This window comes from Flavobacterium daemonense, assembly GCF_007341385.1.
Classification (GTDB): domain Bacteria; phylum Bacteroidota; class Bacteroidia; order Flavobacteriales; family Flavobacteriaceae; genus Flavobacterium; species Flavobacterium daemonense.
Map to the genome: position 1 here is coordinate 46,627 of NZ_VJYD01000006.1, position 19,820 is coordinate 66,446.

Genomic DNA, 19,820 nt, shown 5'->3' on the forward strand with positions numbered 1-19,820 from the left:
AGAACATGCCTGAAGATAGTATTGAAAACATTGACTTTGCAGCATTAGATAAACGTGCAATTTCAAATCCATTAGTAAATCATATTTATACTGCTGATCCATCGGCACACGTTTTTAACGGCAAAATATATATTTATCCATCGCATGATATTGATGCGGGAATTCCGTTTAATGATAATGGCGACCATTTTGGAATGGAAGATTATCATGTCATTTCAATGGAAAATGTCGACGCAGAAGCTATAGACCATGGTGTTGCGCTTCATGTTGACGACGTTCCATGGGCTGTAAGGCAAATGTGGGCGCCAGATGCTGCCTGCAAAAACGGAAAGTATTATTTGTATTTTCCAGCAAAACGCCCAGACGGAATTTTCCAAATTGGCGTTGCGGTAAGCGATTCTCCAACCGGACCTTTTACGCCTGAGGAAAATGCGATAGAAGGCAGTTACAGTATTGATCCGGCTGTTTTTGAGGATTGCGACGGTAAGTTTTATATTTATTTTGGTGGAATTTGGGGTGGTCAGCTTCAAAAATACCGAGACAATAAGTACGATAAATCAAATGAAGAGCCAAAAGCAAATGAGCCAGCATTAGGGCCAATTGTAGCGATGCTGACAGATGATATGATGGAATTTGCCGAAGAACCAAAAGAAATTAAAATTTTGGATGAAAACGGAAATGTGCTCCTTGCCGGCGATAACGACCGTCGTTTTTTTGAAGCTTCTTGGGTTCATAAATACAACGGAAAATATTATTTCTCGTATTCAACAGGTGATACACATTTTATTTGTTACGCCATTGGCGACAGTCCGTATGGGCCTTTTACGTATCAAGGAAGAATTTTGAATCCGGTTGTGGGCTGGACTTCGCATCATTCTATCTGCGAGATAAATAACGAATGGTATTTGTTTTACCACGATTCGAGCTTGTCAAAAGGAGTAACACATTTAAGATCTATAAAAGTGACCAAAATCAATTATAATGAAGATGGTTCGATTGTAACAATAGATCCGTACGATAAAGAAGACTAAACAGAGGATTTTCAAAAGTATTTCTGAGTTATGATTAATTTAAAAACAGCCGGTTCAAATAGTATTTTATTGACCTTTTCTATGGTCAATGTAATGGCATGAAAAAAAATTTTCACGAAACCACAACCGGTTGTTTAAGAAAATGCGGCAGTTTTTTTTTTTTGATTGGTTTAATTACATTAAAAAAAAATTAAGTATAGTTTTGTCATTTCGACTGAAAGGAGAAATCACACTAGAAGCGCCGCAAAGTGCGTTGCCAATCTTTGTCGAATCCCGAGTGTGATTTCTCCTTTCAGTCGAAATGACAAAAACCTTTGCGAACCTTGCGGTTAAATAATTAAATACAACATTTAAAAAAATAACATATTTCATATAAAAATTAATTTTTTATAAAAGATTTTTAGCTACTTTAGCATAACAGAACGGAACAGAACGGTATGCTAAAAGAAGAAGGAAAATTTGAGTTTATAATTAATCACGAAAGTGATATTCCGAAGTACCAGCAATTGGTTGACGGAATTACAAATGCGATTGCTGAGAACATTTTGCAAAAGGGAGATTTGCTTCCGTCAGTGAATGTGATCTGCAAAACCTATCAGCTGTCGAGAGATACGGTTTTTAAGGCATATTCGATTTTGAAGGACCAGAATACAATTGATTCGGTGCCAAATAAAGGATATTATGTAGCGGGAGAAACGCGAAAAGTGCTTTTGGTTTTAGATACTTTCAAGGCTTATAAAGAGGTTTTGTATCATTCGGTTGTGAATAATTTGCCGGATAATGTGATTATCGATGTGCAATTTCATCATTATAATATTGATGTTTTTAAAACGATCGTCAATAACGGAATTGGTAAGTATTACAAATATGTAGTCATGAATTTTGATCACGAAGATATTGCGCCGGCCTTGTCGGCAATTTCGAGTGATAAATTGCTTTTGATCGATTGGAATATTCATGCTGAAAAAACGAATAATTATGTTTTTCAGGATTTTGGAAAAGCGTTTTATGATGCTTTAACCGAGGCTGTAGATTTATTTAAAAAGTACAAAAAAATAGAATTTGTATATCCGGATTTTACGAATCACCCTTGGGAAACGGTAGAATATTTCAAAAAATTCTGTGCCGATTTTAAATTTAAATATGAAATCAGTACGGATCCTAAAAAGTTCAATATCGAAAAAGGAATTGCTTATATAAGTGTAAGCGACAGGATTTTAGGGCACTTTTTAGAGCAATGCAAAGAGAAGGATTTCGAGCCTGGAAAAGACGTTGGATTTTTGTCTTACAACGAAACGCCAATGAAGAAATTTATTTACAAAGGAATTTCGGTTGTGTCAACTGATTTTAAAGAAATAGGAACCAAAGCAGCGGCATTTATCACACACGAGGAAGAAACGAAGTGTTATGTGCCGACAAAATTAATAATAAGAGAATCATTATAAGTTATGTATTATATCGGATATGATATTGGAAGTTCTTCTGTCAAGGCAGCCTTGGTAGAAGCAGAAACGGGCAAAAAAGTAATCGTTTTGAATGAACCTCAAAACGAAATGGAAATCTTGTCAATTCACCCAGACTGGGCAGAACAAGATCCAGAAATTTGGTGGCAGCACATTTGTACAGCAACCAAAAGAGCGATTAAAGAAGCGAATATCGACGCATCGAAAATTCAAGGAATTGGAATTTCATATCAAATGCACGGATTGGTGATTGTTGATAATGCTGGAAAAGCGCTTCGAAATTCAATTATTTGGTGCGATAGCCGTGCGGTTGAAATTGGAAACAAGGCTTTCGCCGAAATTGGAGAAGAAAAATGCATGTCGCATTTATTGAATTCACCTGGGAATTTCACGGCTTCGAAACTGAAATGGGTAAAGGAAAACGAACCAGAAGTTTACAATAAAATCGCTAAATACATGCTTCCGGGAGATTATATCGCTTTGAAGTTGACAGGCGAAGTAACGACAACCAAAAATGGTTTGTCTGAAGGAATGCTTTGGGATTATAAAGAAAATAAAGTAGCAGACTGGCTTTTGGATTATTACGGAATCGATCAGTCATTAACTCCAAAAATCGTAGAGAATTTTACGAATCAAGGTTTTGTTACTGAAAAAGCTTCAGCAGAATCTGGTCTTCCGGCAGGAATTCCGATTGTTTACAGAGCAGGAGATCAGCCAAATAATGCGTTGTCGTTAAATGTTTTGAATCCAGGAGAAGTGGCTGCGACCGGCGGAACTTCAGGCGTGTTTTATGCAGTAAGCGAAATGTCGTCTGGAAAAAGCACAAGAGTAAACAATTTTGTTCACGTAAACTACGAATTGGAAACGCCAAGAGTAGGTAAACTTTTGAATATTAACGGAGCAGGAATTCAGTACAGATGGCTTCGCAATAATATGGGGAATGAAAGTTATGAGGTAATGAACGAAAAGGCTTCGAATGTTGAAGTTGGTTCAGAAGGTTTAGTTGTAATTCCGTTTGGAAATGGTGCTGAGCGTATGTTCAACAATAAAAACATCGGAACCCATTTTTTAAATCTGAACCTAAATATTCACAACAGTGCGCATTTGTTTAGAGCGTCTCTTGAAGGAATTGCGTTTTCGTTCGTGTACGGAATGGAATGTTTGAAAGATGACAATGCGACCATTAATGTCATTAGAGCCGGAAATGATAATCTTTTCCGTTCAGAAATTTTCTCAAATACTGTGGCGACTTTAATTGGTCATGAAATCGAAATTTACAACACAACCGGAGCAGTTGGAGCGGGAAGAGCAGTTGGTTTAAAAGATGGTGATTACAGCAAATTTGGAGCTAATGTAAGCGACAACGACCACGTAATGACGTTTTTACCGTTGCACAATAAAGAGCCTTATGAAACGGCTTATAAAAAATGGAAAAAAGAATTAGAATTAATATTAACAAATAAATAAAAAATCAAATGATAGTTTTAGGAGATAAAGAATACTACAAAGGTATTGGCCAAATTAAATTTGAAGGGGCAGCATCTGATAATCCGTTGGCATTTAAATATTACAATCCAGATCAAGTTGTAGCTGGAAAAACAATGCGTGAGCACTTTAAATTTGCAATCGCTTACTGGCATACTTTCTGCGGACAAGGTAGCGACCCATTCGGGCCAGGGACACAGCAATTTGCTTGGGATGCATCATCAGATCCGTATCAAGCGGCAAAAGATAAGGCAGATGCTGCTTTTGAATTCATCAGCAAAATGGGATTCGATTATTTCTGTTTCCACGATTACGATTTGATTGCTGAAGGAGCAACTTTCGCAGAATCAGAAAAACGCTTGGCTTTTATTACTGATTATTTAAAACAGAAAAAAGCAGACTCTGGAATTAAATTGCTTTGGGGAACTTCAAACTGTTTCTCAAACCCAAGATTCATGAACGGTGCGGCTACAAATCCAGATTTCAATGTAGTTGCAAGAGCAGGAGGACAAGTAAAATTGGCTTTGGACGCAACAATCGCTTTAGGCGGAGAAAACTATGTATTCTGGGGTGGTAGAGAAGGTTATATGTCTTTATTGAACACAGATATGGGAAGAGAATTAGACCACATGGCGCAATTCTTAACAATGTCTAGAGATTATGCTAGAGCACAAGGTTTTAAAGGAACTTTCTTCATCGAGCCAAAACCAATGGAACCATCAAAACACCAATACGATTTTGACTCAGCTACAGCAATTGGATTCTTGAAAAATTATGGTTTAGATAAAGATTTCAAAATCAATATCGAAGTAAACCACGCGACATTGGCACAACACACTTTCCAACACGAATTAGAAGTGGCTGCAAAAGCAGGAATGTTAGGAAGCATCGATGCAAATAGAGGAGATTACCAAAACGGATGGGATACTGACCAATTCCCAAACAACATCCAAGAAACAACTGAAGCGATGTTAGTTTTCTTAAAAGCTGGTGGATTGCAAGGTGGTGGAGTTAATTTTGATGCTAAAATCAGAAGAAATTCTACAGATTTAGAAGATGTTTTCTTAGCACACATTGGTGGAGCTGATACTTTCGCAAGAGCGTTGTTGACTGCTGATAAAATCATCACTTCTTCTCCTTACGAAAAATTAAGAAAAGAAAGATACAGCTCATTCGATTCTGGTAAAGGAAAAGATTTTGCAGAAGGAAAATTAAAGCTTAAAGATCTTTATGATATCGCGAACCAAAACGGAGAATTAACTCTTCAAAGCGGTAAACAAGAATTGTTTGAAAATATTATCAATCAATATATTTAATTGAAATTTTTTAGACCTGACAGGTTTTTAAAAACTGTCGGGTCTTTTTTAAGTAATCTTTGTCATTTCGACTGAAAGGAGAAATCACACCAGAAACTCTACAAAGATTGGCGATTTTGCATGTGGAATTTCTAGTGTGATTTCTCCTTTCAGTCGAAATGACAAACTTACTCTTCAAACCATCCTATTAAACCAACCTCAAAACAAAAAACAATGAAATTTTTTATAGATACAGCAAATTTAGAAGACATTAAAGAAGCTCAGGCTCTAGGTGTTTTAGACGGTGTAACCACAAATCCGTCATTGATGGCGAAAGAAGGGATTACAGGAAAAGCAAATATTTTAAAACATTATCTGGATATCTGCAATATTGTTGACGGCGACGTTTCGGCAGAAGTTATTTCGACTGATTATGACGGAATGATTAAAGAAGGTGAAGAACTTGCGGCTTTGCACGAACAAATCGTCGTGAAATTGCCAATGATTGCTGACGGAATCAAAGCTTGTAAATATTTTTCGGACAAAGGAATAAGAACAAATGTTACATTGGTTTTTTCTGCAGGGCAAGCACTTTTAGCAGCAAAAGCTGGTGCAACTTATGTTTCTCCGTTTTTAGGACGATTCGATGATGTTTCGACTGATGGAATGCATTTGATTTCTGAAATCAGAGAAATTTATGATAATTATGCTTTCAATACCCAAATTCTTTCGGCTTCAGTTCGACACACTATGCACGTAATCAATTGTGCTAAAATTGGTTCTGATGTGATGACGGGGCCGTTATCTGCAATTAAAGGTTTGTTGAAACATCCCTTGACAGACATTGGTTTAAACCAATTTATAGCTGATGCTAAAAAAATGAATTTGTAATTTTTTCTGAAAAGTCAAAAGCTTTAACAGCATTAAAATGGAAAAATTAGAAGTAATTACAATTAAGAATAACAGCGCTTTAGAAATGACAATTTCTAATTTCGGTGCGACGGTAATAGGATTGAAAGTTAAAAATTCGGAAGGTGAAATTTATGATGTTGCGGCGGGTTTAAAAGAAGCGTCGAATTATCTTGAAGCGCCGTATTCAAATGTAAAACTCTTTTTAGGATCTAGCATTGGCAGGTATGCAGGCAGGATTTCTGGCGGTGAATTTGAAATTGATGATGTTGTTTACAAAATCGAAAATGAAAATGGCGTTCATCTTCATGGAGGCGAAAATGGTTTTTTTAAAAGGTTTTGGTCGGTAAAAGAAGTGGCTGCTGATTTTGTGATTTTTTCTTATCAAAGCAAACATTTAGAAGAAGGTTATCCTGGAAATTTAGATGTTGAAGCTCGATTTGAGCTTACTCCAAAAAATGAAGTAAAAATTACATATACCGCAACAACCGATCATGCGACTCCTGTAAATTTGACCAGTCATGTTTATATCAATTTAAACGGAAAAGGTTCTGTTTTAGATCATGAACTTCAAATCAACAGCGATTTTCATTTAGATGTTGACTCGCAATTGCTTCCGACAGGAAAATTAAATAAATCCGAAGGAACTGCTTTTGACCGAAATGAAAAAGATAAAATCGGAAGAGAAGATTTTAAAGGTTTTGATGATACTTTTGTGTTTAACGACAAGCAGTTAAAAGCATCTTTATCATCTTCAGAAAGCGGGATCAATATGGAAATTTTTTCAAATCAGCCAGCAATGGTGGTTTATACTCCAAAGGAATTTCCGGTTTTGCCATTTTCAAATAACAGCCAATATGAAACGTTTCCGGCGATTTGTTTTGAACCGCAAAATTTTCCCGATGCACCAAACCAAAAACATTTCCCAAATTCAATTTTGAATGTGCATGAAACCTATGTAAACGAAATGGTTTTTGCGTTTACTTTTTTATAGTTAATCCCAAGTTAAATTTTAAAGCTTCTTTTTTATAAAAGAAGCTTTTTTTATTGTTTTATGCAAGCGATTGTGTAAAAAGCCTTCGCTTTTTCGTACAAAAAAATAAGAATTTTGATAGGAGTCTATGTTCTTAAAATTGCGCGGATTGCTTTTAAATGCTCTTTTTTAACTGTTGAAAACACACTTGTTTTTTAATCTTTTTTATAGTGTTAAAATGCTGTATATCTGTAATTCTGTAGATTTTAATGAATTGTTTGTTATTTTTTAAAAACCCTAAATATAGTTTTAATTGTTTTGTTAAAACTGAACTTTTGTTGAGAATCGTTTAAATTTTTAGGTTTAAAATTATTTAGAGTCTAATTTATGTGGTAATTTTTTTCGGTATAAATAAAAAAAATATACACAACCGGTTGTGTGATTTAGAATTTTATTTATATTTGTTAAAGAAATGTAAAACAGTTGTTTTTTTTCGACCTCAAAAACAGCTGCGTTTATATTTAAAAATAAAACTAACTCAAACTATATATTAATTATCTAAATCAATTTTTATGACCGACTTTTTTACAATGAAAAGCAAAAAAAAGCTCCTGAAATGTCTGGGGTTTTTATCCCTTATGTTTCTGTTTTCTGTGAGTGCCACAGCTCAGACTACAGTAACGGGAGTTGTATCTGATGCAAATGGGCCAATTCCAGGAGCTAATGTTACTGTTAAAGGCACTAAAAACAGTGTTGCTACAGGTTTTGACGGAAATTATTCTATAACTAACGTTCCTTCAAATGGAGTGTTGGTCTTCAGTTTTTTAGGTTTAAAGAATAAAGAAATTGCTGTTGCGGGAAAAAATAAGGTAAATGCAGTTTTAGAAGAAAACCAAAATAATCTGCAAGAGGTTGTAGTCATAGGTTACGGTACGCAGCGAAAAGAAGCGGTAACGGGTTCTGTGGGGTCAATTAAAGGAGATGTTGTTCGCGAGGTTCCATCGGCAAATATTACTCAGGCTTTGCAAGGTCGTTTGGCTGGGGTTCAAATGAATCAGACTTCATCAAAACCAGGTTCTGAAATGCAGATTCGTATTAGAGGTACGCGCTCGCTAACGGCTGATAATAATCCGCTTGTCGTATTAGACGGAATTCCGTTTGCAGGTTCAATTGGCGATATCAGTCCAGACAATATTAAAAGTATTGATATCTTGAAAGATGCTTCAGCAACAGCGATTTACGGTTCTCGTGGAGCAAATGGTGTTATTTTGATTACAACAAATAAAGGGCTAAAAGGGCAAAAAGCTAAATTTACATACAACACTTATAGTGGTTTGAAAACAATTTTTGCAAAATTCCCAATGATGAACGGACCTGAATTTGTTGCTTTACGTAAAATCGCGACGCTTCCGGGATCAACAGCACCGCTTTATACAAATGGTGCTGACGAAGCTGATAATATAAATACAGATTGGCAGAATTTAATGTATGGTGCAGGTTTGGTAACCAATCATGATGTAGGTGTTTCGGGCGGAACGGAGACTGGAAACTATAATTTTGGGACTAGTTATTATAAAGAAGAAGCAGTTGTGCCAGGACAGGATTATAGCCGTATTTCATTGCGAGCTGCTGTAGATCAGGCAATAGGAAAATATTTTAAAGTTGGTTTTACTACAAATAACAATTACTCTATTTCAAATGGTTCAAATTTAAGTTTGTATAATACGTTAAGTACAACTTCAATTTCGAATCCTTATAATCCAGACGGATCTTTGAAGAGAACAGTAAAAATGCCTTTGGATGAAAACTGGGTGTACACAAGAGAAACAGTAAATAATTTGGGTGATAAATGGATCGACCAGACAAAAGCGTACAGCTCTTACAACACTTTATATGCTGAAGTAAAAATACCAGGCGTTGAAGGTTTGAAATACCATATCGATTTAGGTGGTAATTTCCGTACTACAAGCGGAGGTCAATATACAGGAGAAGGTGTTTTCAGCATCAATCCGACAACTGTTTCTACAGCTTCGATCACAAATACACTTAATACAAACTGGGCAATCCAAAACTTGATTACGTACGATCGTACTTTTGGAAAACACCAAGTGAATGCAGTTGCTATGTATTCGTCAGAACAAACTACCTACAATAAATCGCAGGTTAGTGCAAAAGATATCCCTTCTGACTCGTTCCAATTCTACAATTTAGGAAGAGCAAATGGTGAAATTGCCGTTAACCCAGACAATCAAGATTATCAACAAAGCGGACTGGTTTCATACATGGCGCGTGCAATGTATTCTTACGATAATCGCTATATGCTTACAGCTACTGTTCGTTCAGATGCTTCGTCAAGACTTGCAAAAGGACACCAATGGCATACTTATCCTGCGGTATCTGCTGGATGGAATGTGAAAAATGAATCATTTATGCAGAATGTTAGTTGGCTTGACCAATTAAAATTGCGTGCAGGTTATGGAGAAACTTCTAACCAAGCAGTTGCACCTTATTCTACATTAGGAAGTTTAGCTTCTAGACCGTATAATTTTGGTGAAACAAATGCAACTGGATATTACGTATCGACACTTCCAAATCCTGATTTAGGCTGGGAATATTCGACTACAATGAACTATGGTATTGATTTTGGTTTCTTCAAAAATCGTTTAACAGGTACAGCAGAATACTATGTTACAGATACAAAAGATATTCTTTTAAGTGTTGGTTTGCCTCCAACAGCAGGTGTGGGAAGCTACACAGCAAATATTGGACAAACTCAAAATAAAGGTTATGAATTTACGCTTAACGGATCAATATTCAACAATCCGAATGGCTGGTCTTGGGATGTTGGAGTTAACTTTTATTCAAACAAAAACAAGCTAACGGCATTATCTTCTGGACAAGACAGAGATGAAAATAACTGGTGGTTTGTTGGACATCCAATCGACGTAATCTTCGACTATGAGAAAATTGGACTTTGGCAGCAAGGAGATGCAAATCTTACTAAATATGAGCCAGGAGGAAATGTGGGTATGATTAAAGTGAAATATACAGGAGATTTTAATGCTGACGGAACGCCAACAAGACAAATTGGACCTGCTGACAGACAAATCATCGATGTAAATCCTGATTTCCTTGGAGGTTTCAATACACGTGTTGCTTACAAAAATTTAGATCTTAGTGTAGTAGGAGCTTTTCAAAGCGGAGGAGTTTTGATCAGTACGCTTTATTCTTCTACAGGATATTTAAATATGTTGAGCGGACGTAGAGGAAACGTAAAAGTAGATTATTGGACTCCAGAAAATACAGATGCTAAATACCCAAGACCAGGTGGAATTTCAAGTAATGACAACCCAAAATACGGATCGACTTTAGGATATTTTGATGCTTCTTATGTTAAAATCCGCACGATTACACTTGGTTATAATATTACTGAAAAATTCATTAAGGACTTAGGAGTAGATAGATTCAGACTTTATTGCACGGTGCAAAATCCGTTCGTAATTTATTCTCCTTACCACAAAGAAACGGGTATGGATCCTGAAACGAACTCGTATGGTAACGAAAATGCAGCAGTAACTGATTTTTACAAAAGACGTTTACTGACATTAGGAACAAATACTCCTTCAACACGCACTTTCTTGCTTGGCCTTAATTTAACATTTTAAAAAAGAAAACAATGAAACCTATACAAATAAAAACTTTTATAGCAACAGCAATAACAGCGCTGTTCTTGGGAGCATGTTCTAATGTTTTAGAAGAAGAGCCTCGCAGTATTTATACTCCTGAATATTTCAAAACCGAAAAAGGAGTTACGGCAGGATTGACTTCTATGTATGCACACTTACGCTATATTTACGGGCAAGGTTACTATTACAATACAACAGAAACCGGAACCGATGAAGCGACATACGCACAAAGTGCCGATGCCAACTTTAAGGATATGGATCTTTCTGGCGTTGGGTCAATTACGCCATCTTCAAGCCGTACAGATGCTTTATGGCAGCCGGCATTTATCAATATCAACACGGCAAGCGGTATTATTGAAAATGCTACTGCAATTGGAACGGTTTCAAATGCAATGATTGCCGAAGCGAGATTCTTCCGTGCGTTTGACTATTTCTTGTTAGTTCAAACTTTTGGCGGAGTGCCATTAGATTTAGGAGCCGGCGACCTTAAATTTAATACAAGTCCGTCAAGATCTTCGGTTAGAAATACCGTACCTCAAGTGTACACAAAAGCTGTTTTTCCTGATTTAGTGACTGCAGTAAACGATTTGCCAGATGTGGGTCGAGTGAAAGGAGGCGTAACAAAAACTGCGGCTAGACTTTATTTGGCAAAAGCGTATTTGACGTATGCATGGTGGTTGAAAAACCCGAACAATATTCCAACGTATCCTGAAACTACCCGTGTAGATCCTGACGGACACGATGCTGCTTGGTATTTCCAAAAAGCGTATGATGTTGCGGCAGCAGGAATTGACAGCCACGGTTCATTTGCATTGCAACCAACTTACTACGATGTAAATTTAGGAAGCAACGACCGCAACAGTGAAATTTTATTGTATGCTGATCATACAGAGAAAAGTGAATTTTTTAATGCCAGCAGTCTTACGTTTTCAAATGGTAATGCGCCAGAAAACTTTGCAGTTTGGATGATGACGCCAAACTATACAGTACTTAGAAGTTCAGGAGTAAGCTCTGTTCAGCGTGAAGCAGAACAGCATTTAGGTCGTCCATTTATTCGTATGTGCCCGACTATTGGCGCAATTGCGAATACATTTGCCGACAAAACAAACGATTCTCGTTACGATGGTACTTTTACAACCGTATATCGCGGAAACTGGAACAAAGCGGGTATCACAACTCCTACTTTAAATAATGCAAACGGATTGCCAGTTGCTCCAGGTGGTGCAGTTCTTTCGTTCTTGAATGCTGAAAATCCAGCTATTGTTTATGCTGCAGGAAACGGACCAGAAGGTGGCGCTGTTGGAGCAGGAGTATTGCCAGGAAGATCTGATTTTGTTATTGCTCCAAGCGGCATCAGCAGAATTATTTATCCAGGTTTATGGAAACTTGGAACGTATAGAACGGACAACGGAACTGGACTTGGTTCTCCAAACGGAGCTAGTACACGTCCGTATAATATCGCAAAATTATCAGAGCTTTATTTAATTGCTGCAGAAGCTGCGGTTATGGGAGCGGCGCCTCAAGGTGGAAAAAGCGCTAGAGAATTAGTAAATGTTTTAAGAGCTCGTGCCGGAAAATGGAGATTTGACAATAACGGAAATGTTGCAAAATCAGCTGATAACAGTGCAGCAATGACAGCAGCAACTCCTGCGGTTATTGATATTAATTATATTTTGGCAGAACGTTCTCGTGAATATTATGGTGAAGGATACCGCTGGTACGATTTGCTAAGAACTCAAAAATGGACAGAGCTTTCAAGTTCATACCAAATTTGCGGACCAGCTTACGGAAACCATACACCGCTTACAGTAGCTAGAGAAATTAAGCCGTATCATTATTTACGTCCAATTCCTCAAGTTCAATTTGATGCAATGATTATGACAGCCTCTGAAAAAGCGGCGTATCAGAATCCAGGCTACTAGGAAATGAAATCCTGATTTGCCCGAAATCAAATGATAAAACAAATCAAAGCAGCAATTAAGTTAGATAAAGTTGTAAGTAAGTGTTTATTTTACAGAATTAGTTAGAACTGCAAACAAATTTGTTTTATAAAAAAGCCGAGAGTTGAGCCCTCTCGGCTTTTTGCTGTCAGGCTTAAGATGTGAAATGTTAGATGTGAAATGTTAGATGTTAGATGTAAGAATCTGATTTGTGTTATTTTTAAACACATAGAAACATAGATTTAGCATCCTTAAAAAGGCGTTTCACTTACATTAACAAACATAGACTATGTGTTAGAAAGTAGTTTCTTTCAATTGCCTTCTTCCAAAAAGAAAAATCTATGTTTCTATGTGTTATATTTTTTTCGAATTACACCAACAGGTTAACTATATTTAAAAAAGATTTCAGTCCCGAAGTTTCGGGATTTGCAGAAAAATAAATTATAAAATGAGAAAAATACTAATTCTTATAACGGTGCTTTTGTACAGCACCATTTATTCTCAAATAAAACTTCCGAGATTGATAAGCGACGGAATGGTTTTACAGCGCGATATGCCCGTAAAAATTTGGGGATGGGCGCAGCCAAATGAAAAAGTCGAAATTAATTTCAATAAAAAGAAGTTTCAGACTACCACTTCTCAAGATGGAAACTGGGTAATTACTTTGCCTTCTCAAAAAGCAGGCGGGCCATATGAAATGACTTTGACGGCAAGCAATACCATCGTTCTTAAGAATATTTTATTTGGAGATGTTTGGCTTTGCTCGGGACAGTCGAATATGGAACTTCCTATGGATCGTGTAAAAGACAAATACAAGGAGGTAATTGCAAAAATAAACAACTCGCAAATCAGACAGTTTTTAGTGCCAGATCAATATGAGTTTGCCAAAGAAAATACTGATTTTTCAAGCGGCGAATGGAAAGAAGCAAATCAAGCAAATATTTTGAATTTTTCGGCAGTTGCTTATTTTTTTGCAAGTGAAATATACGAGAAGTATAAAATTCCGATTGGGTTAATCAACAGCGCTTTAGGAGGTTCTCCGGCCGAATCTTGGCTTAGCGCCGATGCCATTAAAAAGTTTCCAGATTATGATGCTGAATATCAGAAGTTCAAAGACGGAACCTTGGGCGCGCAAATCGAAGCAAATGACAGGAAAATCAGCACCGACTGGTATTCTGATGTCAATCGTCAAGATGAAGGTTTAAAGAAACAATGGTCAAAAGCTGATTTAGATGATATCGATTGGCCGGTTATGAATATTCCGGGTTATTGGGCAGATCACACTTTAGGAAATACAAATGGTGCGGTGTGGTTTAGAAAAGAAGTTAATTTGTCAAATCTAAAAGCTTCTTCGGCAAAATTGATCTTAGGAAGAATTGTCGATGCTGATTCGGTTTATGTTAACGGAAATTTTGTTGGAACAACTTCTTATTTGTATCCGCCAAGAAAATATTCTTTTGATCCGAAGTTTTTAAAAGAAGGAAAAAACGAAATCGCCATAAGAGTAATTAATAATTCAGGAAGAGGCGGTTTTGTTGAAGATAAGCCATATCAATTGGTTTTGGATAACGATTCTATTGATTTGAAAGGCGAGTGGAAATACAAATTAGGAGTAAAAATGGCTCCTTTGCCAGCTCCGACTTTCATTAGATGGAAGCCTGTCGGATTGTACAATTCAATGATTGCGCCTTTGAAAAATTACGCTATAAAAGGCGTGCTTTGGTACCAAGGCGAATCGAGCACTAAAAAGCCACAGGAATACGCGGCACTCATGCAAACATTGATTACAAGCTGGAGAACAGAGTGGAAGCAAGGTGATTTTCCGTTTTTATACGTGCAGTTGACCAATTTTATGGAACCAAAGACAGAACCCGCAGAAAGCAACTGGGCAGCTTTAAGACAACAGCAAAAAAACACTTTAGCAGTTCCAAATACCGGAATGGCTGTTACAATTGATTTGGGCGAATGGAATGATATTCATCCGTTAAACAAATACGATGTCGGCAAAAGATTGGCTTTGCAGGCTGAAAAATTGGCTTATGGTGAAAAAAACATTGTATCGTCAGGACCGCTTTTTAAATCAATGGAGCAAAAAGGGAATCAACTTGTTTTGTCTTTTACTGACACAGGAAGCGGATTAATTGCCCAAAATAATTCAAGCTTAAAAGGATTTGAAGTTGCAGGAAGCGACGGAAAATTTGTTTGGGCAAGTGCAATTATCGAAGGAAACAAAATTAAAGTTTGGAACGAAACGATTGCAAAACCAGTAAAAGTCCGATACGCTTGGGCTGATAATCCAACTGAAGCGAATTTGTATAATAAAGAAAATTTACCGGCTTCGCCTTTTGAGGGAAGTTTAGATAAATAAAAATTAAAAGCAAAGCAGGATTTCATCATTTGAAATCCTGCTTTGTTTTTATAATCATCGATTCAAAATAAGAAAGAACCAGCTGAAATTTCTTTCATCTTTTCTCTGATATTTTTTTTCTACTGCGTTCTCAAATTCACATCATTTACAAAAATCAGCGGTTGCATCGTGCTCATATTGATAAGAGATAAAATCCCGTTTTTATTTTCGTTTATTCCGTTTATTTTAAAGCAATATTGATCTCCATCTCTGTCCATCAACGTTATATATTCGGTGGTATCATCAGAATTGTTCTGGCAGCTGTGCGATATTGTGTATTTATACATCACTTTCATGATGTCTTTATCGTAGTTGTAAACTCTTCCGTCCTGAGTAAAAACCCACTTTGTAGTTCGGTGCGTATCAGAAAACCAATTTCCTAAAATACGTTTTGACGAAGGATCTTGGCTTTGTGCAAAAATCGCAGAGGCAAAAAGGAGCAATGGCAGAATAAAAAACAGCTTTTTCATAGATTTTCTAATTATAAAATAGTTGAGTTATTATTTTCTTATAAAAGTACAATTTTGCTTGATTCAGAAAATAGGCATGCTTATAATTTTCTGTTAAATGAAATTTCTAAATTCTATGTTGTAAAAAAGATAGGATTGGTTATTCTCCCGGAATATAAATATCAAAAAAGGCACCTTTGTTCAGTTCGCCAGTCGCAGTGATAATTCCGTTATGATTATCGACAATCTTTTTTACAATCGCCAATCCAATTCCGGTTCCCGTATATTCGAGTTTTCCATGCAGACGCTGAAAAACTTCGAATATTTTTGCGCTGTATTGTTGTTCAAAACCAATTCCGTTGTCTTCAATTCTAATATGGCAATATGTTTTTTCGGGTTGTAAAGTTTTATTTTCCAAAGCAGCGCCTTTCGCAATTTCACTTTTAATTTTTATGACAATCGGATTTTCTGCAAATGAAAATTTAAGCGAATTGCTCACCAAATTGTATAAAAGCTGCCTAAATTGAAACGGAATAATATTAGCTTCGCAATTTTCCAAAATTTCAATTTTAGCATTTTTTTGTTCGATTTCTTCTTTTAAATCTTCTTTTACTTCGTTAACAATTTTAGAAATATCTGTATTTTCAAAAACACGTTCTTGAACATTCGTTCGCGAATACGCCAGTAAATCATTGATTAAGGTTTGCATACGCTGTGCCGCACTTTGCATGCGCTGAAATTTATCTTTTCCGCTGTTCGATAAGTTTTCAAACTCTTTTTCTAGGATCAGCGAAGCAAAAGTTTGAATTTTTCTAAGAGGTTCTTGTAAATCATGGCTTGAGATATAAGCAAATGATTGAAGTTCCTGATTCATTTTTTCTAGTTCTTCATTTTTTTGCTCTAGTTCTAAAGCGTTTAATTTTAATTTGTCATCCGCTTTCTTTTTCTCTGTTAAATCATGCGTCACTTTTGAGAAACCAATAACTTGACCTTTTTTGTTATGAACTGCCGTAATAACAACACTTGCCCAAATATGAGTTCCGTCTTTACGAACGCGCCAGCCTTCTTGTGTTGCTTTTCCCTTTTCGATAGCAATTTTTAAAAGTTTCTGAGGAAGATTGGTTTTTTTATCAGATTCCGTATAAAATGTAGAGAAATTCTTCCCTATGATTTCTTCCGCCTTATATCCTTTAATTTTTTCGGCACCTAAATTCCAATTTTCAACCGTTCCTTCGTGATTAAGGTATAAAATAGCATAATCCTGAACTTCTTCAACCATCAAATGATAACGTTCCTCACTTTTTTGAAGAGAGTCATTCATTAAATTCAATTCTTTGGTTCGGGCAGCTACTTGTTGTTCAAGCTCATGCGTAAAAGCTTTTTCAGTATGAATGTCAGTAAAGGCTCCAACCCATTTTAAAATCTTGCCATCTATATCTAAAACAGGTTCACCAATTACAGCATGCCACCTGTAATTTCCATCTTTTCTTCTGACACGAACATCACAGCGATAGGTTTCACCGGTTGTCAGGCTATGGCTCCATATTCGAGCATTTTCATCAAAATCATCAGGATGAATCATAGCTTTCCATTCTGCTTCTCCATCAGGATGAATTCCTGTGTATTCAAACCATTTTCCTGAAGCGAATAATGAATTACCTTTTTCATCTGTTTCCCAAATTAGCTGAGGAATACTTTCGGTTAAAGAACGGAATCGCTTTTCGCTTTCTTCCAGTTCTTGCTGATGGTTTTTTTCATCTGTAATGTCTCTTATTGTTCCAATTAACTTTTCAGGTTTATTGTCTTCATCGTAAAAAAGTTTTCCTTTGCCTTCCATCCAATGAATTGAACCATCAATCCAGATCGTTCTGGCTTCATAATTTAAGTAGCCAGATGTAAGAGCCTCTTTAAAAGCCTTATTTCGAATGTGCATATCATCCGGATGAAGATGTTTTAGCAATTGGTCATGGGTTAATTTCTCATTCTCTTTATAACCACCAACAATTTCCAGATAGCGAGGAGAATAAAGAGGTTCTTTGGTTTTTACATTTAATTCCCATGTGCCTAATTCACTGGCTTCTACTATAATTTTTAAGCGTTCTTCATTTTGTTCTATTTTTTTTCGAACCTCAACTTTTTCGCTGACTTCTGTTACGGTTACAATTATTCCTGAAATAGTTCCATCTTCTTCTTTTAATGGAGAGTATAAAAAATCAAAGTAAGAAATCTCTAATTTTCCATGACGCTTTAACGGAATTGGCACTTCGTATCCATGAAAAGGAATACCAGTAGTGAATACACCATTTAAAAGAGAGGTTACTGATTCCTCAACTTCTGGTAGAGAATCAAATAATGGTCTGCCTACAAAAGTGTTTTCTTCTCTGTCCACCAATTTCAAATAGGCCTCGTTAGCCATTTCAACCATATAATTAGGACCACGTAAAATTGTAATTCCAATAGGAGCTTGTTTTACTGTATTTCGAAAACGTTTATCAGCTTCTTCAATTTCTTTTCTTGCTTTTACTTGTGCTGTATTGTCAAGTACCCAAACTGTTACTTTGGTTACTTTTCCTTCAGTATTTTTAAGTGGAGCATATACAAAAGTTACGTATATAATTTCTTCTTTACCATGTCTGATGAGCATCATTTCTACTTCATTAGCATAATAAGGATGGCCTTCGTCGATTACTTTTTGAAGCGCATCCTCGTAATAAGGTTTTACTTCTGCAAAGGCATCCCAATAATGTTTTCCTGCAATTTCTTCATATGATTTTCCGGCAACTTCAATAAAACTATCATTTACAATTTCACTCACTAAAGTTTCTGCATCCAGTACGCAAACACCAATTGGAGATTCCAAAACCAGGCTTCGCAAGTTCTGTTCGTTTTCTTCTATTCTTTTCTTTGCGAGGTTTAGATTTGTTGTTTCTGCGGCAGTGTTCATTACGCCGTAAATGTTTCCATTTATATCATACAATGGCGTAAAGCTATAATCAAAATAAAAAGTCTCTAATATCCCATTGATCGTAATATCAATACGGGTATTCTTACTATGAAAAGATTCGCCAGTTTCATAAACATGACTAATTTGATCAAAAACCAATTGGTTATCCAGTTCCGGTAAAATTTCGGTATATAACTTTCCAACTACATCGTTTCCTTTTCCCCAAACATCCATAATGGATTGGTTGGCGAGTTCAATTCGTTTTTCTTTTCCAACATATACACCAATAGGAAAAGGTGCATTCTCTACCAATTGTCTTATTTTTTGCTCACTTTCTACAATTTTTGTACGAGCTAAAACTTGTGGAGTAACTTCAATTGCAACTCCTGCAACACCAGAGATTGTACCATCAGCCTCTCTAAGCGCTTCATAAACAAAATTAAGGTAAGTCGTTTCGGTTTTCCCATTTCGAGGTAATTTAACCAAATGTTCATTGGCAATAAATTTTTCACCAGTTCTATAAACATTATCCAGCAAAATTTCCAAATTTTGGTTTTGCGCTTCCGGCAATGCTTCAAAAATAGGTTTATTGATTACTTTTTCAAGTGTTGTTCCCCACAACTGAATCATTTGATCATTTGCAATTTCTACAGTATGGTTTTCGCCTCTAAAAACGCACATAGCAACAGGTGCCTGCATGATGTTATTTATAAATCTTGCATTGCTTTGCTTCAGGGCTTCAGATACTTTTTTCTTTTCTGTGGTTTCAATTACAGTTACGAGGATACCGCCAACTTCACCATCTTCTTTTCTAATTGGGCTGTAAGAGAAATCAAAATAACATTCTTCGTCAAATCCATTTCTATTTAAAACAACCATCAAATCCGGAAAACTGACTGGTTTTCCTTCCATAACATCTGTGAACATAGGACCGATTGTATCCCAAATTTCCGAAAATGTTTCTCGTGAGCTTATTCCTAAAGCATCAGGATGTTTTGTTGCGCCTAAAATAGGACGAAAAGTATCGTTATAAATCTGAGTAAAATCATCTCCCCAAGCAATGTACATCCCGAATGGATTGTTGAGCATCATCGAAACCATTGTTCGCAGACTTTCAGGCCATGTATCTGGAGTATTTAAAGAGGTTTTGCTCCAGTCTTTGGATCGTATTAATTCGCCCATTTCACCGCCATCGGCTATAAAATAAAGTTCCGCATTTGTATGGCTCATTCCTGAAA

Annotated in this window: 11 protein-coding genes; 9 read left to right on the top strand and 2 right to left on the bottom strand. The window is 36.3% G+C overall.

Annotation, left to right across the window (positions count from 1 at the left end; all coding sequences use genetic code 11):
• Positions 1-5 precede the first annotated feature (5 nt).
• The 9 genes from FND99_RS09490 to FND99_RS09530 all read left to right on the top strand — a co-directional run bounded on the left by FND99_RS09490 (position 6) and on the right by FND99_RS09530 (position 15,150).
• On the top strand, positions 6-1,031 hold the full coding sequence (locus FND99_RS09490) for a glycoside hydrolase family 43 protein (RefSeq protein WP_144337754.1): 1,026 nt from the start codon (positions 6-8) through the stop codon (positions 1,029-1,031).
• 437 nt (positions 1,032-1,468) lie between these two features.
• Positions 1,469-2,476, top strand: coding sequence for a GntR family transcriptional regulator (locus tag FND99_RS09495; protein ID WP_144337755.1), 1,008 nt, complete (start codon positions 1,469-1,471; stop codon positions 2,474-2,476).
• Between the two features lie 3 nt (positions 2,477-2,479).
• Positions 2,480-3,961 carry a xylulokinase gene (locus FND99_RS09500; RefSeq protein WP_144337756.1) on the top strand — a complete coding sequence of 494 codons (1,482 nt, stop codon included), beginning with the start codon at positions 2,480-2,482 and terminating at the stop codon, positions 3,959-3,961.
• 8 nt (positions 3,962-3,969) lie between these two features.
• Positions 3,970-5,295 (top strand): xylose isomerase, encoded by a 1,326-nt coding sequence (gene xylA, locus FND99_RS09505; RefSeq protein ID WP_144337757.1) that lies wholly within the window; start codon positions 3,970-3,972, stop codon positions 5,293-5,295.
• A gap of 213 nt (positions 5,296-5,508) precedes the next feature.
• Entirely contained in the window at positions 5,509-6,165 is a 657-nt protein-coding gene (fsa, locus tag FND99_RS09510; protein ID WP_144337758.1) for a fructose-6-phosphate aldolase, read from the top strand.
• Between the two features lie 37 nt (positions 6,166-6,202).
• A complete protein-coding gene (locus FND99_RS09515) occupies positions 6,203-7,177 on the top strand; it encodes an aldose epimerase family protein (RefSeq protein ID WP_144337759.1) in 975 nt (324 codons plus the stop codon).
• A gap of 551 nt (positions 7,178-7,728) precedes the next feature.
• Positions 7,729-10,821 carry a SusC/RagA family TonB-linked outer membrane protein gene (locus FND99_RS09520; protein ID WP_144337760.1) on the top strand — a complete coding sequence of 1,031 codons (3,093 nt, stop codon included), beginning with the start codon at positions 7,729-7,731 and terminating at the stop codon, positions 10,819-10,821.
• A gap of 11 nt (positions 10,822-10,832) precedes the next feature.
• Complete coding sequence (locus FND99_RS09525; RefSeq protein ID WP_144337761.1) at positions 10,833-12,764, top strand: RagB/SusD family nutrient uptake outer membrane protein; 1,932 nt, start codon at positions 10,833-10,835, stop codon at positions 12,762-12,764.
• Positions 12,765-13,230: 466 nt separating this feature from the next.
• On the top strand, positions 13,231-15,150 hold the full coding sequence (locus tag FND99_RS09530; protein ID WP_144337762.1) for a sialate O-acetylesterase: 1,920 nt from the start codon (positions 13,231-13,233) through the stop codon (positions 15,148-15,150).
• 119 nt (positions 15,151-15,269) lie between these two features.
• Here FND99_RS09530 and FND99_RS09535 read toward each other — a convergent pair whose 3' ends face one another.
• Both FND99_RS09535 and FND99_RS09540 read right to left on the bottom strand, forming a co-directional pair.
• On the bottom strand, positions 15,270-15,659 hold the full coding sequence (locus FND99_RS09535) for a hypothetical protein (protein WP_144337763.1): 390 nt from the start codon (positions 15,657-15,659) through the stop codon (positions 15,270-15,272).
• A gap of 139 nt (positions 15,660-15,798) precedes the next feature.
• Entirely contained in the window at positions 15,799-19,812 is a 4,014-nt protein-coding gene (locus tag FND99_RS09540; protein ID WP_144337764.1) for a PAS domain S-box protein, read from the bottom strand.
• Positions 19,813-19,820: the final 8 nt, after the last annotated feature.

Bases quoted from the DNA above. Each gene is read 5' to 3' on its own strand.
- FND99_RS09490 (WP_144337754.1), top strand. From the start codon at position 6: ATGCCTGAAGATAGTATTGAAAACATTGACTTTGCAGCATTAGATAAA.
- FND99_RS09495 (WP_144337755.1), top strand. From the start codon at position 1,469: ATGCTAAAAGAAGAAGGAAAATTTGAGTTTATAATTAATCACGAAAGT.
- FND99_RS09500 (WP_144337756.1), top strand. From the start codon at position 2,480: ATGTATTATATCGGATATGATATTGGAAGTTCTTCTGTCAAGGCAGCC.
- xylA (WP_144337757.1), top strand. From the start codon at position 3,970: ATGATAGTTTTAGGAGATAAAGAATACTACAAAGGTATTGGCCAAATT.
- fsa (WP_144337758.1), top strand. From the start codon at position 5,509: ATGAAATTTTTTATAGATACAGCAAATTTAGAAGACATTAAAGAAGCT.
- FND99_RS09515 (WP_144337759.1), top strand. From the start codon at position 6,203: ATGGAAAAATTAGAAGTAATTACAATTAAGAATAACAGCGCTTTAGAA.
- FND99_RS09520 (WP_144337760.1), top strand. From the start codon at position 7,729: ATGACCGACTTTTTTACAATGAAAAGCAAAAAAAAGCTCCTGAAATGT.
- FND99_RS09525 (WP_144337761.1), top strand. From the start codon at position 10,833: ATGAAACCTATACAAATAAAAACTTTTATAGCAACAGCAATAACAGCG.
- FND99_RS09530 (WP_144337762.1), top strand. From the start codon at position 13,231: ATGAGAAAAATACTAATTCTTATAACGGTGCTTTTGTACAGCACCATT.
- FND99_RS09535 (WP_144337763.1), bottom strand. From the start codon at position 15,659: ATGAAAAAGCTGTTTTTTATTCTGCCATTGCTCCTTTTTGCCTCTGCG.
- FND99_RS09540 (WP_144337764.1), bottom strand. From the start codon at position 19,812: ATGAGCCATACAAATGCGGAACTTTATTTTATAGCCGATGGCGGTGAA.